Source organism: Amycolatopsis solani, from assembly GCF_033441515.1.
Classification (GTDB): domain Bacteria; phylum Actinomycetota; class Actinomycetes; order Mycobacteriales; family Pseudonocardiaceae; genus Amycolatopsis; species Amycolatopsis solani.
In genome coordinates, this window is record NZ_JAWQJT010000001.1 from 1,540,163 (window position 1) to 1,554,553 (window position 14,391).

At 71.1% G+C, this 14,391-nt stretch carries 15 protein-coding genes; 9 read left to right on the forward strand and 6 right to left on the reverse strand.

The features are described from left to right. Nucleotides 1-2: 2 nt before the first annotated feature. The 3 genes from SD460_RS07770 to SD460_RS07780 all read right to left on the reverse strand — a co-directional run bounded on the left by SD460_RS07770 (nucleotide 3) and on the right by SD460_RS07780 (nucleotide 3,733). Nucleotides 3-1,547 (reverse strand): amino acid permease, encoded by a 1,545-nt coding sequence (locus tag SD460_RS07770; protein ID WP_290050454.1) that lies wholly within the window; start codon nucleotides 1,545-1,547, stop codon nucleotides 3-5. A 70-nt stretch (nucleotides 1,548-1,617) separates the two neighbouring features. Beyond that, nucleotides 1,618-2,541 carry a serine hydrolase domain-containing protein gene (locus SD460_RS07775; RefSeq protein WP_290050455.1) on the reverse strand — a complete coding sequence of 308 codons (924 nt, stop codon included), beginning with the start codon at nucleotides 2,539-2,541 and terminating at the stop codon, nucleotides 1,618-1,620. Between the two features lie 40 nt (nucleotides 2,542-2,581). After that, nucleotides 2,582-3,733, reverse strand: coding sequence for a glycerophosphodiester phosphodiesterase (locus tag SD460_RS07780; RefSeq protein ID WP_290050456.1), 1,152 nt, complete (start codon nucleotides 3,731-3,733; stop codon nucleotides 2,582-2,584). Between the two features lie 227 nt (nucleotides 3,734-3,960). On the opposite strand from SD460_RS07780, the gene purD reads away from it, so the two are divergent. The 9 genes from purD (at nucleotide 3,961) to SD460_RS07825 (ending at nucleotide 11,757) form a co-directional block, all read left to right on the forward strand. Next, on the forward strand, nucleotides 3,961-5,235 hold the full coding sequence (gene purD / locus SD460_RS07785; RefSeq protein ID WP_290050457.1) for a phosphoribosylamine--glycine ligase: 1,275 nt from the start codon (nucleotides 3,961-3,963) through the stop codon (nucleotides 5,233-5,235). 117 nt (nucleotides 5,236-5,352) lie between these two features. After that, a complete protein-coding gene (locus SD460_RS07790; protein ID WP_290050459.1) occupies nucleotides 5,353-5,733 on the forward strand; it encodes a hypothetical protein in 381 nt (126 codons plus the stop codon). Then, on the forward strand, nucleotides 5,708-6,325 hold the full coding sequence (locus SD460_RS07795) for a DUF3558 domain-containing protein (RefSeq protein ID WP_290050460.1): 618 nt from the start codon (nucleotides 5,708-5,710) through the stop codon (nucleotides 6,323-6,325). The genes SD460_RS07790 and SD460_RS07795 overlap by 26 nt, the downstream gene beginning before the upstream one ends. A 9-nt stretch (nucleotides 6,326-6,334) precedes the next feature. Beyond that, nucleotides 6,335-7,909 (forward strand): hypothetical protein, encoded by a 1,575-nt coding sequence (locus SD460_RS07800; RefSeq protein WP_318306024.1) that lies wholly within the window; start codon nucleotides 6,335-6,337, stop codon nucleotides 7,907-7,909. A 2-nt stretch (nucleotides 7,910-7,911) separates the two neighbouring features. Then, a complete protein-coding gene (locus SD460_RS07805; protein ID WP_290050464.1) occupies nucleotides 7,912-8,670 on the forward strand; it encodes an ESX secretion-associated protein EspG in 759 nt (252 codons plus the stop codon). 134 nt (nucleotides 8,671-8,804) lie between these two features. After that, nucleotides 8,805-9,116 (forward strand): hypothetical protein, encoded by a 312-nt coding sequence (locus tag SD460_RS07810; RefSeq protein WP_290050465.1) that lies wholly within the window; start codon nucleotides 8,805-8,807, stop codon nucleotides 9,114-9,116. Nucleotides 9,117-9,136: 20 nt separating this feature from the next. Further along, the gene (locus SD460_RS07815) at nucleotides 9,137-10,273 is read left to right on the forward strand and encodes a transglycosylase SLT domain-containing protein (protein WP_290050466.1); all 1,137 of its coding nucleotides are present in this window, start codon (nucleotides 9,137-9,139) and stop codon (nucleotides 10,271-10,273) included. Between the two features lie 15 nt (nucleotides 10,274-10,288). Then, entirely contained in the window at nucleotides 10,289-11,467 is a 1,179-nt protein-coding gene (locus SD460_RS07820) for a pyridoxal phosphate-dependent aminotransferase (protein ID WP_290050467.1), read from the forward strand. A gap of 101 nt (nucleotides 11,468-11,568) precedes the next feature. Continuing rightward, nucleotides 11,569-11,757, forward strand: a complete 189-nt coding sequence (locus SD460_RS07825) for a hypothetical protein (protein WP_290050468.1) — start codon at nucleotides 11,569-11,571, stop codon at nucleotides 11,755-11,757. Here the strand turns inward: SD460_RS07825 and SD460_RS07830 are convergent. The 3 genes from SD460_RS07830 to SD460_RS07840 all read right to left on the reverse strand — a co-directional run bounded on the left by SD460_RS07830 (nucleotide 11,754) and on the right by SD460_RS07840 (nucleotide 14,278). Next, nucleotides 11,754-12,569, reverse strand: a complete 816-nt coding sequence (locus tag SD460_RS07830; protein ID WP_318306025.1) for an SAM-dependent methyltransferase — start codon at nucleotides 12,567-12,569, stop codon at nucleotides 11,754-11,756. The two genes, SD460_RS07825 and SD460_RS07830, sit on opposite strands and share 4 nt — an antisense overlap. 91 nt (nucleotides 12,570-12,660) lie before the next feature. Beyond that, entirely contained in the window at nucleotides 12,661-13,239 is a 579-nt protein-coding gene (locus SD460_RS07835) for an HAD family hydrolase (RefSeq protein ID WP_290050472.1), read from the reverse strand. 16 nt (nucleotides 13,240-13,255) lie between these two features. Beyond that, nucleotides 13,256-14,278, reverse strand: a complete 1,023-nt coding sequence (locus SD460_RS07840; protein WP_290050474.1) for a threonine aldolase family protein — start codon at nucleotides 14,276-14,278, stop codon at nucleotides 13,256-13,258. Nucleotides 14,279-14,391: the final 113 nt, after the last annotated feature.

Sequence of the window (14,391 nt, forward strand, 5' to 3'; positions counted from 1 at the left end):
ATTCAGCCGAGTTCCTTCAGTTCCTGTTCCACCGCTGCCAGTTCGGCTTCGGAGCCCTGGACCTTCGGGCCCGTGAACCACTTGCGGGCCGAAAGCACCCACCACAGGGCCGCGCCGCCGAGCACGACCAGGAACGCGATCGGCGTGTAGTTGAAGGAATCGACCGTCACCGGCGACACCTGCGGCAGCATGAACAGGAAGAAGATCAGCACGACCCACACCGTCGCGATGATGCCGACGGGCTTGCCCCACTTGCCGAGCGACCACGGGCCCGGCTCGAACGAGTCACCGCGGCGGACCCGCAGGAACACCGGGATCACGTACGCCACGTACAAGCCGACGACGGCGATCGACGTCACCGCCGCGTAGGCCGTCGCGCTCCAGAGGTAAGGCAGGGCCAGGATCAGCGCGCCGCCCGCGGCGAGCCACACGGCGTTGGTCGGCGTCTGCGTGCGCTTGTTGATCTTGTGCCAGAAGCCCGACCCGGGGATCGCGCCGTCGCGGGCGAACGCGTAGATCATCCGCGAGTTCGCCGTCACCGACGCCATGCCGCAGAACAGCTGGGCGCCGATGCAGATCAGCAGCAGGAACTTGCCGGTGACCGCGCCGGTCGCGTCGATGAAGATCTGCGCGGGCGGGACGCCGGTTGCGGACCCGACCGCGCCGTCGTAGTCCTGGATCGCGAACGTCAGGCCGATCAGCAGGATCCAGCCCGCGACCAGCGAGACGACGATCGACATGACGATCCCGCGCGGCCCGGCCGTCGCCGCGCTCTTCGTCTCCTCGGTCATGTGAGCCGAAGCGTCGTAACCGGTCAGCGTGTACTGCGCGACCAGCAGACCCAGCGCGAACACGTAGAACGTCGAGCCCCAGCCCGTCTGGTTCACGAAACTGCCGAAGACGAACGACGCGTCCTGGTGCTTGGCCGGCACGAACACCAGCACGCCGACGATCACCAGCACGCCGATGAGGTGCCACCAGACGCTGACGTTGTTGAGGATCGCGACGATCCGGACGCCGAAGGTGTTCAGCAGGCCGTGCACCACGAGGATGATCGCCAGCAGCAGGATGGTGTGCCCCGGCGTCGCGGCGAAGCCCCACTGCAGGTCGAGGAAGGCGTTGAGGAACAGCGCCGCGCCGAAGTCGATGCCCGCGGTGACGGCGATCTGCCCGATGAGGTTGAACCAGCCGGTGAACCAGGACCACACGGGCCCGGACTTGTTCGGCGCCAGCTTCGCCGCCCAGTAGTAGAGGCCGCCCGCGGTCGGGTAGCTGGAACAGACCTCCGCCATGCCGAGGCCGACCAGGATGACGAACACCCCGACCAGGGGCCAGCCCCAGATCATCGCGGCCGGGCCGCCGGTCTTCATGCCGAAGCCGTAGAGCGTCAGGCAGCCGGAGAGGATCGAAATGATCGTGAAGGAGACGGCGAAGTTCGAGAACGCCGACATCGTCCGTTTGAGTTCCTGCGCGTACCCCAGCTGGTGCAGGCGGGCGCTGTCTTCGTCAGCGTGGTCGGGAGTGGTCTGCTGGTCGGAAACGTCCATCGGGCACCTCTTGAAAGGTATGCGGCCAGACCATTGAATTCGCCGAAGGTAGCCCTGGTCCCGAGGGGTGTCAAGCTTTCGTCAAGAACTCGTCCAGCTGCTTCAGCAGGGGCCCGCCACCGCGGTGGTCGTTCGAGATCAGGGTCGCGGTGACGCCCGATGACGGCTGGTGCAGGCTCACGAACGTGACGCCGTGGTCGCCGCCTTCCAACCGGACGACGCCGGGCCGCGGCAGGAAGAAGCCGAGGCCGTAGCGCTCCCCGCGCAGCATCCGCCCGACCCACTCGCGCGGCACGATCCGGCCGTCGAGGAACGCGGGCCAGAACTTCCGGAAGTCCGGCGCGGAGCTGTAGATCCCGCCGTCGGCGAAGCCCACCACGGGCAGGCTGAACACGTTGGTGCGGCCGTCTTCGAGGTACCCGGTGGCCGTCCGGGCGGGCAGCGCGTCCGAGCGGAGGAACGCCGTGTCGGTCATCCCGGCGGGTTCCGTCACGCGGGTCCGGACGAGTTCGGCGAAAGGTATGCCCGCGATCCGTTCGGCGATCAGGCCCAAGACGGCGAAGGCGCCGTTGTGGTAGCGGAACTCCGTGCCCGGCGGGGTCCGCTGCGGGTAGCCGTCGAGCGCGGCGAGGTAGTCGGCCGACGTCGCGAGCAGCGGGGTGGGCGGCGGATCCGCTTCTTCGTCGCAGTAGTCACCGATGCCGGAGGTGTGCGTGAGGAGGTGCTCGACGGTCACGCGGTCGTCGATCAGCGGCAGGTCGTCACCGAGGACTTCGCGGGCTTTGGTTTCGAGCGCGAGACGTCCTTCGGCGATCAGGCCGACGACGACCAGCGCGGTGAACCCCTTGGTGCCGCTGGCGATCGCGAACCGCGTGTCGACGGTGTTCTCGACGCCGTGCGCGATGTGCGCGTACCCGGCCGCCTCGGCGAGCAGCGTCTCGTCGCCGCGGCTGACCAGTACCACACCGGAGAAGTCCGTGAGGGGCACCTTCATGGACGAAGCGTCCACGAAGGTGCCCCTCACGGCAAAGCGATTACCGCCCGAGGAACGCGTGCAGCGACTCGAGCGCGGTGTCCGGCTGGTCGGCGAAGAAGCCGTCGACGCCGGCCTTGAGGAACGCCGACTCCTCGGTGAAGACGTCACCGTAGGCGTCCGGCTCGGCCGAAGAACGCAGGTTGGCCGGCAGGAACGGGTTCTCGTTCCGGAAGGTGTACGGCTGCACCTTCAGGCCGGCCTTGTGCGCGTCGGCGACGAGCGCGGTCGGCGTGCCCAGGTTGTCGCTCGCGTCCCGCGGGATGATCTGGCCCTTGTCCGGCCCGAGGTACTTCGCGTACTTCGCGACGTCACGCAGGCCCTGCGGGGTCACGATGTCCTGGTACGTCCGCTTGTCGCCCTTCGCGACGAAGTCCGCCGGGGCGCCGGTGGCCGAGGTCAGCTGCAGCAGCGGCGTCCGGACCTGCTTGTGCAGCTCGATCAGGTTCGTCACCTCGAACGACTGGATGATCGCGGGCGCGTCGGGCCGGTCGAGGCCGTTGCGCTTGAGGATCGACACCAGCTTCGGCTCGGTCGGGTTGCCGATCGAGGAGAAGAACGTCGAGTGCTTGACCTCGGGGTAGGTCCCCAGCGTCCGGTGCAGCTCCCGGCCGAGCCGCTTGGTCAGGTCGAGCACCTCCTGGTAGGTGGCGATCTGGTAGCGGCCGTTGTAGAGCGTGTTGTGCGGGCGGTTCGCCGGGATCCGCTCGACCGCGCGCAGCGTCTTCAGCTCGGCCAGCGTGAAGTCCTGGGTGAACCAGCCGGTCGTGCTGACGCCGTCGAGCACGACGGTCTTCTTCCGGCCCGCGAACTCGGGGTGCTTCGCGACGTCGGTGGTCCCGCCGATCTCCGGCTCGTGCCGCGCGACGAGCTGGCCGTCCTTCGTGGGCACGAGGTCGACGTCGACCCAGTCGACGCCCATCCGGTAGGCGAGCTCGTAGGAGGCGAGGGTGTGCTCCGGCCGGTAACCGGGCGCGCCGCGGTGTCCGATGATCACGGGGTCATCGTGGCCCCGCCCGTGCGCGGCCGCATCGGCGGACCCCCCGCTTCCGGACGACGCTTCGGACGCACTGGCCGACCCGACGGCCAGTCCGGTGACGCTGAGCAACGCCAGTCCGGCGAGTGCCAGGACGCCGACACGTTTGCGCTTCATCTGGTGACCTCTTTTCACACAGGGTTGACCCTGACTACCCGCGCCACCCTCACCGCCGCAAGCGTCTCGCGGCGGTACCTGGGCGGTCGGCGCGGTAAACGGCGTGTGGACTCCTGCCCGCCCGCGGACCCGCGCGCCGCTCGTCACGGACCGCTCGGCGCTGCTCACCCCCGGTGCCAGGGGCGGCGAAATGTCCGCCGCGAACCCCGCCGGATACGCTGTCCCGCGTGCGCGTACTGGTAATCGGCTCCGGCGCTCGTGAGCACGCCCTCGTCCTCGCGGCTTCCGGCGACCCCACCGTCACGGCGCTGGCCTGCGCTCCTGGCAACGCCGGCACGGCTTCCGTGGCCGAGCAGCTCGGCGTCGACGCGGCCGACCCCGAGGCGGTCGCCGCGCTCGCGAAGAGCTGGCAGGCCGACCTCGTCGTGGTCGGGCCGGAGGTCCCGCTCGTCGCCGGCGTCGCCGACGCCGTCCGCAAGGTGGGCATCGCCTGCTTCGGCCCGTCGGCAGCGGCGGCCCGGATCGAAGGGTCGAAGGCGTTCGCGAAGGACGTCATGGCCGCGGCGAACGTGCCGACCGCGCGCAGCGAGGTGGTCGACAACCCGGCCCGCCTCGACGCCGCGCTCGCCCGCTTCGGCCCGACCTGGGTGGTCAAGGACGACGGGCTCGCCGCCGGCAAGGGCGTCGTCGTCACGACCGACTACGACGTCGCGCGCAAGCACGCGATCATGCTCCTCGACGGCGGCCACCCGGTGCTCCTGGAGTCCTTTTTGGACGGGCCGGAAGCGTCGCTCTTCTGCTTCGTCGACGGCACCACCGTCGTGCCGCTGCTGCCCGCGCAGGACTTCAAGCGCGTCGGCGACGGCGACGCGGGCCCGAACACCGGCGGCATGGGTGCGTACGCGCCGCTGCCGTGGGCGCCCGAAAACCTGGTCGACGACCTGGTCGAGAAGGTCGTCCAGCCGGTCGCGGACGAGCTGGTGAACCGCGGCGCGCCGTTCTCCGGCCTGCTCTACGCCGGGCTGGCGCTGACCTCCGAAGGCCCGCAGGTCATCGAGTTCAACTGCCGCTTCGGCGACCCGGAGACCCAGGTCGTGCTGGCGCTGCTGCGTACCCCGATCGCCGGGCTGATGCACGCCACCGCCACGGGGAAGCTCGCCGAGCACCCGCCGCTGGAGTGGGCGGGCGGCACCGCGGTCACCGTCGTGGTCGCCGCCGACGGCTACCCGGGCAAGCCGCGCACCGGCGACGTCATCACCGGCGCCGAGCTGGAAGGCGTGCTGCACGCCGGCACGCGCCGCCGCGACGACGGCGCCGTCGTCTCCGCCGGTGGCCGGGTGCTGTCGGTCGTCGGCACCGGCAAGACGCTCAAGTCGGCGCGCAAGCACGCGTACGAGACGGTGGACAAAGTGCACCTCGCGGGGTCGCACCACCGCACGGACATCGCGCTGAAGGCGGCGAACGGAGAGGTCGGCGCCCCCGCCGCCAAGCAGCGCGCCTGATTCCACGGGAACCGGCCGGGCACGGACTTCGTCCAAACCCAGGCTCCTGCCACACTTGCGTTGGTAGCCTCGACGAGGAGCCGGCCGGTCACTGTCCGTATGACGTCAGGGGAGAGCATGTCAGGACCCTCGTACGACCTGAGCCCGGCCGTCCCGGTGGCGCCGGCCGTGGCGGACGTCCTGGTCCGCCCGGACAAGCTCCTCGACGTCGCCCGAATCGTCGAAGAGCAGGCCAACGCCCTCGAGGACCAGCTGATCACCCGCCTGGACCAGCTGCGGGTCGACGCGCCGTCGGCGGACGTGATCAGCACCCAGTCGATCGAAGCGTGGAACACCTTGATCGCCGACGGCGACCGGTCCTACGCCGGCCAGGTCCGTGAGTACGTCGCGGGCCTCAAGCGCCTGGTGTCGCAGCTGCGCGAAGCCGCGAAGGACTACAAGGTCAGCGACGAAGAAAAGGCGGCGGTGTTCGGTGACCGCGGCAAGCACGGCGCGTAGTGGCGCGGTCTTGATCACCGGCGGCGTGCTCGCGACGGCGGCGCTCGCCGGCTGCTCCGCGGACAAGGACGGCACCCCGTACCCGGTCGAGACGGCCGCCACCGCGGCGTCGCAGAGCGCGAAGGCCGCCCAGCTGCCCCAGCGCCCGGCCGAGCTGCCGCTGCAGGGCGTCGACCTCTGCGGCCTCTTCCCGCAGGTGCAGCTCGACGCGATGAAGATCAGCAGCACCCCGCGCCAGGCCGACAGCGCGGACGGGCCGGTGTGCGTGCTCGACGCCGACCGGGAAGAGCCGTTCCACGGCTACCAGGTGGGCGCGGTGACCGCGGACCTCGACGAGTGGATCACCGGGGCTCGCCGCAAGAACAGCATGACCACGGAGCCGAAGGCCATCAGCGGCTACCCGGCGCTGACGAGCTACCGCGCGGCCGGCGACCCCGCCGACTGCACGACCCTCGTCGGCGTCGCGAAGGGCCGGACGCTGACCATCCGGACGTTCCCCATCACCCGCGGCAAGCTCACCCAGCCGCAGCTGTGCGAGATGTCGGCGCACGCCGCCGACCTGGCGCTGCAGTCCTTGAAGTCACGCAACTAGGGAGGGCGCGTGGAATTCTCCGAGCTCGCGGCCGGGATCCAGAACCACCGGTTCGACGGCTGGACCAACACCGCGATCGCCGACCAGATCACGCGGATGATCAACGGCGACGGCACCGGCAGCATCGGCACCGCCGTCGACGCGCTGAAGGCCGTCGCGACCGCGCTCGCCCACACCGACCAGACGCTGCGCGCGCAGCTGCTGAAGCTCGGCGTCGAGTGGCAGAGCCAGGCCGGGGGCGCGGCCGGCCAGGTGCTGACCGAGCAGGCCGGGTTCTCCCAGGACGCCACCACGAAGGTCGCGCACGCCGCGGAAATGGTCTTCGCGCAGGGCGAGTCCTTCAACCGCACCAAGTACAAGCTCCCGGACGCCGAGACGGTGCGGAAGGGCGCGGGCGGCTACACGCTGACCGACGGCCTGCTGCTGTCCCTCATCGGGTTCGAGACCGACCACGCCCGCCAGGTCGAGGCGGCGAACAACGCCAAGGCGCAGGCGCAGCAGGCGCTCAACGAGTACGCGCAGGAGAGCGGCACGAACCTGCTCTCGACGCAGTCGCTGACCGACCCCGAGTCGTTGAAGCTGGCCGCGCCGGGTGTCACGCCGGGCGTCCTCGACGTCGCCGGCGCGGCGGTCGCGGTGACGCCCGACGGCGGCGTGCGGCCCGCTTCGGACAAGGTCCGGTCGGTGCACGTCGAGCCGCCGGTGGTGCAGCCGGTCTCGCACCAGGTGCACGCCGACCCGCCGACCCCGGTCTACGGCGTGGCGGCGCAGCAGCCGTCGCGCCCCGCGCCGCCGTCGCGGCAGACCGGCTCGGTGACCGCGCCGGCCGCGCAGCACACGACACCGTCTTCGTCGTCGACGACGCCTTCAGGCGTGCGGCCGCCGACGACGGCGCCCGCTCCCGGCTGGGTAAACACTCCCGGCCGCGGTACCGCCGGGAGCGACTCCACCCACTTCTCGCCCGGCCTGGCCGTCGGCGGCGGGGGCGAGCAGTTCGTCCCGCCCGGCGCGCCCGGTGCCCTGCCGCCCGGCCAGAACCCGGCGACGGCCCCGATCAAGTCGCTCGGCGGCGGCGGTGGCACGTCAGTGGGCACGGGCGGCGTCGACAGCTCGCTCAGCCGCGGCCCCGACGGCCTGCTGGCCAAGGGCCGCACGGTCGGCGCGATGCCGCAGGCCCCGCTCCAGCCGGGCCAGTACACGGCCGAGCGCGGCTTCGCGGTGAAACCCGGCGCGACACCGGGCGAGATCGGCGCGGGCGCGGCGGCGGTCGGCGCGGGTGCCGCCGGCGGCGCGCTCAGCGGCGACAAGGAACGCCTGCGGCGGGAGAAGAACCAGCCGAAGGGCCCGGTGCGGCCGCTGCCGGTCGGCGAGCTGCCCGAGGAGGAGGCCGTCGCGCTGCGGAAGTCCGAGCAGATCAGCCCGAAGCAGCAGCGCGGCGAGGCGCGGTTCCTGTCGGAGGCGGCCCCGCAGGAGGAGGACGCCGAGCACGTCCGCCGCTTCGGCGTCGACGACCAGGACCTGTTCGCCGACCAGCGGATGGTTTCCCCCGACGTGATCGGCGACCACGGCTCGGACGGTCGCTGACCGTGTCGCTGGTGCTGTCCGCGTCGGAGTTCGACGTGCTCTGGGAGTCGTTCGAACTGCCCCGACGGCACGTCGCGATCGACGTGCCGAGCGGGGGAACCACCCGCACCGAGCGCGCGGAGCTGGTGACGTCGGCGTGGGCGTCGCTCAGCGAGCGGCGCCTGGCCCGCAACCGCCGCCCGTCCGGCGAGCTGGCCGACCTGCTCCACCTGCTGGCCCGCCCCCAGTTCGGCGTCGACGTCTGGGTGTGGGCGGAACGGGAGATCCGCGGCCGCGCGGTCAGCCACCGCAGCCAGGCGGTGCTGGCGGTGGTGGACAACGCGGAGGTCTGGCTGATCCCGGCGACGGAGGACGCCCTCCCGGAGGCGGCGGTCTCGGTGGCCGGCGACCTGGCCCCGGGCATCGGCCAGACGGTGAGCATCCCGTACGCGACCCTGCGCGCGGCCGACGCGGCGGCGAAGGGCGACCCGAAAGCGCTGGTGACGGCGCTGGAGGACCGCGGCGTGGCGCTGTTCCAAGCCCAGGAGCTGTCGGGCATGCTGCTGGGCCAGGAGGCCCGCGGCCAGTTCGGCGCGGAGCGGGTGGGCCGCGACGGCGTCGTCCACCGCGCGGACCGGGTGGTGGCGTTCTTCGACACGGACTCGGGGCGCTACCTGTTCCAGGTGGAGACCGACCGCGAAGGCCGCGAGTGGGCGACGGTGACCCCGGCGGACAACGCGCTGCTGGCGACGAGGATCCGGGAACTGATGGCGGAGGCCTGAGCCCCGCCGGGTGGAAGTTGGCCGGTAACCGTACGCGCGCCCCTCGGGAAGTCATAAAGTAAGCGCGGGAACCGTCCTGGTCATGACGACGTCTGACCGGGCGGACACAAGTTTTCCGAAGGGGATGACAAGCCGTGCCTGTCTACGACGCCGATTCGATGGCCATCGCGGCCGGCCAGGTGGAGAAGCTCAAGGACGAGTTCGAAAAGTCCAAGCAGAAGGTCACCGGCTTGGACCACGAGAAGGAAAGCCCCTTCGGCGGGATGGACGACAAGGGCGACGCGCACGGCGCCGTCGGCAAGTTCAAGGACGGCGTGCACAGCCAGTTCGACGCCGCCGGCCAGCACATGGAGGCACTGGGGTTCGCCATGCGCAAGGCCGCGGGGTTGATCGCCGAGACCGACCAGGTCGGGGCGAGCGACCTCAAGCTGCACGTCGACAAGTGAACTGAGCAGGGGGCACCAGAGTGGGATTGAACCCGGGCGGCGCCGGAACGCCGGACAACTGGGAAGCCTTCATGAAGAAGGTCGACCAGGTCGAAAAGGTCGATTTGGGAAAAATCACCGCCGCCGCGGCGCAGTTCCGCGAGGCGGGCAAGAACGCCGGTGACCACACGGCGTCGCTGAAGAATTCGACGGAAGCCCTCAACGGCGGCGTGTGGGCCGGGCCGGCGGCCGACGAATTCTTCAAGTACGTCCGCCAGGTCCGCGACGCCGGGACCAAGGTGCAGACCCACCTCGAAGACGTCGCCAAGGACCTCGACGACCTCGCGTCGACCCTCGAGCAGGTCAAGAAGAACGTCGGGGACAAGCAGCTCGCCGCGGAGAAGGCGGTCAACGAGCGCAACGCGACGGCTGAAACCCAAATCAAGAAAGCTATGGCCGCCGCGAAGACGGCGCACGAAGAGGGCAAGCCGGGGCCGAACCCGTCCGCCGACCAGATCCTGGCCACGGCGAAGACCGACATCCACACCATCACGGCCGGTTTCGACGGCGACGTGACCGGCCTCCAGACCCAGGCCGACACCGCGATCAAGGCGTCGCAGAAGCTGATGTCCCAGCAGATCGAGGGCGGCTACGACCAGGTCCCGCTGCCGAGCAGCACCCCCGCGGCCCCCAAGAGCACCGGCGGCATCCACAGCAACGGCTCCTCCCACGGTGGCGGAGGCGGCGGTGGTGGCGGCGGAGGCGGTGGCGGTGGCGGTGGCCTCGGCCCCAGCGGCGGCCCGCCCTCGTCCCCGCCCCCCGGCAACGTCCAGCAGTGGATCCAGGAAGCCATGAAGGCCCTCCAGGCCGCGGGCATCCCGGTGACCGACGCCGACATCCCCAAGATCTGGGCGATCATCCAGCACGAGTCCGGCGGGAACCCCAACGCCATCAACAACTGGGATTCGAATGCCGCGGCCGGGCACCCGTCCAAGGGGCTCATGCAGTGCATCGACTCGACCTTCAACGCGCACAAGCTGCCCGGGCACGACAACATCTACAACCCGGTCGACAACATCATCGCGGGCGTCCAGTACTCCTTCGACCGCTACGGCAGCCTCGACAACGTGCCGGGGATCAAGGCCATGGCCCACGGCGGTGCCTACCGGGGCTACTAGAACTAGCCTGGCCGCATGGTCGACCTCGGAGCCTTCGCCGGTCCCGCGCTGCGGGCCGGCGTGCCGCCCTTCCACGTCATGGACGTCCTCTCCGCGGCCGGTGCGCGGCAGCGCAGTCACGGTGACCTCGTGTCGCTCGCGGCGGGGCAGCCCTCCGCGCCCGCGCCGCGGCCCGTGCTGGAAGCCGCGGCGAAAGCACTGCAGAGCAGCACCCTCGGGTACACCGAGCAGCTCGGCATCCCTGAGCTGCGCGAGGCCGTCGCCGGGCACTACCGGCAGCGGTACGACGTCGACGTGCAGGCGCACGACGTCGTCCTGACCACCGGGTCCTCCGGGGGTTTCCTGCTGGCCTTCCTCAGCGCCTTCGACCCCGGCGCCAAGGTCGCGATGGCGCGCCCCGGCTACCCGGCCTACCGGAACCTGCTCTCCGTACTGGGGTGCGAGGTCGTCGAGTTCGCCACCACCGCCGAGACGAACTTCCAGCCCACCGTCGGGCTGCTCGACCAGCTGGGCCCGATCGACGGCCTGATCGTCGCCAGCCCGGCCAACCCGACCGGGACCGTGCTGCCGCCCGGGGAGCTCGCCGCCATCACCGGGTGGTGCGCGTCGCACGGGGTGCAGCTGATCAGCGACGAGATCTACCACGGCATCTCCTACGGCGCCGAGCTCGACTGCGCGTGGCAGTACGGCCGGGAGCCGATCGTGCTCGGCAGCTTCTCCAAGTACTTCGCGATGACCGGCTGGCGGCTCGGCTGGATGCTCGCGCCGCAGCGGCTGCACCGCGCGATCGACGTCCTGACCGGCAACTTCACCATCTGCCCGCCCGCCGTCTCGCAGTACGCGGCGCTCGCCGCCTTCACGCCCGAGGCGTACGCGGAAGCCGACGCGCACGTCGAGCGGTACCGCGCCAACCGTGACCGGCTGTTCGACGGCCTGCGGCGCGTCGGACTCGGCGAACTGGCGCCGGCGGACGGCGCGTTCTACGCGTACGCCGACGTCAGCGCGTACACCGACGACAGCCTGAGCTGGTGCCAGCGGCTGCTCGCCGAAACCGGGCTGGCCATCACCCCTGGCGTCGACTTCGACCCGGTCGACGGCGGGAAGTACGTGCGGTTCTCCTTCGCCGGGAGCGCCGAGGACATCGACGAAGGCGTCCGGCGGCTCGGCGGGTGGCTCGGCCAGGGGGAACCCTGATTTAACCCCGAACGTTGGCCGTTCGAGGGGAGTTTCACCGCCGGGGATGGCACATTGGAGTCACCGGGCCGGTGGGGCCACGGGAACACAGCGGAGGAACCATGTTCTGGAAGATCGTCGGCGGCCTGATCGTCGCCTGGGTGGCGTTCATGGTGCTGGGCGCCGTGATCGGCTTCGTGTTCAAGGCCGTCCTGTGGATCGCCATCATCGGCGGCATCGCGTTCCTCGGCGCGGCCGGTTACAAGGCCATCACCGGCAACAAGGACACCAAGCGCATCAACCGTTACTAGGGGATCCGCGCCACGCCGCCCAGCGCCGTCCGGTTGACCGGCGTCAGCGGCGCCAGGCGCGGCCCGTCCGGCCACCACAGGTGCGGCACGGTCAACCCGGGTTCGAGCAGGTCGAGGCCGTCGAAGAAGGACGCGATCTCGGCCTCCGCGCGGTAGCGCGTGGCGAGCCCGGTGCGGCCGAGCCGGTCCTCCAGCGCCGTCGCGACGCCGGCCGCCTCGGAGCCGTCGGCCGGGTTGTGGCGGTGCAGCAGGAGCAGGTACGAACCCGGGGCGAGCGCGCCGGCGTAGGACTTGACCACCTGCTGCGCCTGCTGGAGGTCGGCGATGTGGTCGACGACCCCGCAGAGCACGAGCCCGGCGGGGCGGTCGAGGTCGATGAACTGCGCCACCGCGGCGAGCGTCTCGCCGGGGTTCAGCGGGTCGGTGCCGCAGATGTGGGTGAAGTCGTTGTCGACGAGCAGGGCCCGGCCGTGCGCCTCGACCACCGGGTCGTCGTCGACGTACACGACGTGCGCTTCCGGGTTGTACTTCTGCGCGACCTGGTGGGTGTTCTCGATCGTCGGGAAGCCCGAGCCGAGGTCGACGAACTGGTCGACGGCCAGCCGCTCGGTCAGGTAGCGGACGGCGCGGACGAGCCACTGCCGCACTTCCCGCGCCATCGCCGGGGCGGCCGGCGCGATGTCCAGGATGTCCTGCACGACGGCGCGGTCGGCCTCGTAGTTGTTCTGCCCGCCCAGCAACGCGTCCGAGACGCGAGCGAGGCTCGGCCGGTCGAAGTCGACGCGGGCCGACGGTCGTTCGCTCGTCGCCATGGGTTTCCTACCGGGGGAGTCGGCGGGGGACGCGCACAGCCTAGGACACGCGGATCACGGCGGGTAGGCGGCCGTGCGGGGTGGGTGAGTTTCAGTCCAGCCAGGCGCGGGCCGCGTCGGCGCCGTTCCACAGCTGGGCCTTGAGCCCGACCGCCCTCGCACCGTCCACATTGGACTGTCGGTCGTCGAAGAACAGGCAGTCCGCCGGCTCCGCGCCGAGCTCGTCGAGCAGCAGGCGGAAGATCTTCGCGTCCGGCTTGACGCACCGGACGTCGCCCGAAAACAGCGTCACGCGGAAGTGTCGCACCCAGTCCTGCGCGCGGACCCACTCGCCGAACACCGCGGGCGCGTTCGAGAGCAGCGCCAGCGCCGCGCCGGCTTCGGAAAGGGCCTCGAGCAGGGCCTCCGACGACGGCTCCAGGTGACCCCAGCCCTCGACGTCGATGCGGGTCAGCTCGGCCGACAGGGCCTCGTCGACCGGCACGCCGAGCTCCTTGCCCACGGCCTGCCAGTACTCCAGCGGCGTGCTGCCCGCGTCGTACGGGATCCGGAGGTCCCAGTACGCCTTCTCGAACTCCGGCAGCGGCGCGCCCATCGCGGCGGCCAGGTCGGGGCGGGCGGCGCTCGGCTTGCTCAGCACGTCGCCGTAGTCGAACACGATCCAGTTCACGGGGTCCCCCAGTGCGTCAGGCGCCGGTCTTGATCCGGCGCAGGGCTTCTTCGACGTCGGTCGCGCTGAGGTCCCGGTGGGTGACGAACCGGACCTTGCCCGCCATCGGCACCGCGCGGACCCCGAGCGAGTCGAGCCAGCTCAGCGCGGTCGGGATGTCGGGCACCTCGGCGAGCACGATGTTGGTGTCCGGCTCGTTCGTCGCCCAGCCGTACTCGCGCAGCCCGTCGGCGAGGCGCGTGGCGTTCTCGTGGGAGTCGGCCAGGTCGGGGACGCGGTCCAGCGCGACCAGGCAGGCCGCGGCCAGGACGCCGCCCTGGCGGACGCCGCCGCCGAGCATCTGGCGCATCCGGCGGGCGCGCTCGACGAACGTCTTGCTGCCGGCCACGACCGAGCCGACCGGTGCGCCGAGGCCCTTGCTGAAGCAGGCCGACACGGAGTCGACACCGACGGTCAGCGCGGCGGGTGGCACCTGCAGCGCGACCGAGGCTTGCCAGATGCGGGCGCCGTCGAGGTGCACGGTCAGGCCGGCTTCCTTCGCGACGGACAGCAGCTGGGCGTGCTCGTCCGGCGGGGTCACCGCGCCGCCGGCCGCGTTGTGGGTGTTCTCCAGGCAGAGCAGCGACGTCCGTAATGTGAAGTACGGCCCGGGTTGTCCGATCGCGGCCGCGAGGGCGTCGGGAGACGGGCGGCCCGGGCCGCCGTCGTGTTCGAGGATGTCCGGCATGCCGCCGGCCAGCCACGCGGCCGAGCCCAGCTCGTTGGCCAGCACGTGCGCACCCCGGGTGGCCAGGAACCGGTCGCCGCGCTGCAGGTGGAGGCTGAGCGCGATCAGGTTGGCCATCGTCCCGCTCGGCACCCAGAGCGCGGCCGCCATGCCCAGGACGTGCGCGGCGCGTTCCTCCAGGGCGGCGACCGTCGGGTCGTGGTCGAGGACGTTGTCGCCGACCTCGGCCGACGCCATCGCCGCTCGCATCGTTTCATCCGGACGGGTGACGGTGTCGGAACGGAAATCCAGCGGCGGCAGGGTGAAGGTCACGGAGCGATCACATCACACCCACCTGACGGGGATCAATGAGCCCTTGAGTGGTCGAACCCACTCGGTCCGTGCAACCGTGGACGCCCCTGATTCCGTCCTCATGGGCGAACGAC

Coding starts and splice junctions, on each gene's coding strand:
- SD460_RS07770 (WP_290050454.1), bottom strand. CDS start 1,547: ATGGACGTTTCCGACCAGCAGACCACTCCCGACCACGCTGACGAAGAC.
- SD460_RS07775 (WP_290050455.1), bottom strand. CDS start 2,541: ATGAAGGTGCCCCTCACGGACTTCTCCGGTGTGGTACTGGTCAGCCGC.
- SD460_RS07780 (WP_290050456.1), bottom strand. CDS start 3,733: ATGAAGCGCAAACGTGTCGGCGTCCTGGCACTCGCCGGACTGGCGTTG.
- SD460_RS07790 (WP_290050459.1), top strand. CDS start 5,353: ATGTCAGGACCCTCGTACGACCTGAGCCCGGCCGTCCCGGTGGCGCCG.
- SD460_RS07820 (WP_290050467.1), top strand. CDS start 10,289: ATGGTCGACCTCGGAGCCTTCGCCGGTCCCGCGCTGCGGGCCGGCGTG.
- SD460_RS07825 (WP_290050468.1), top strand. CDS start 11,569: ATGTTCTGGAAGATCGTCGGCGGCCTGATCGTCGCCTGGGTGGCGTTC.
- SD460_RS07830 (WP_318306025.1), bottom strand. CDS start 12,569: ATGGCGACGAGCGAACGACCGTCGGCCCGCGTCGACTTCGACCGGCCG.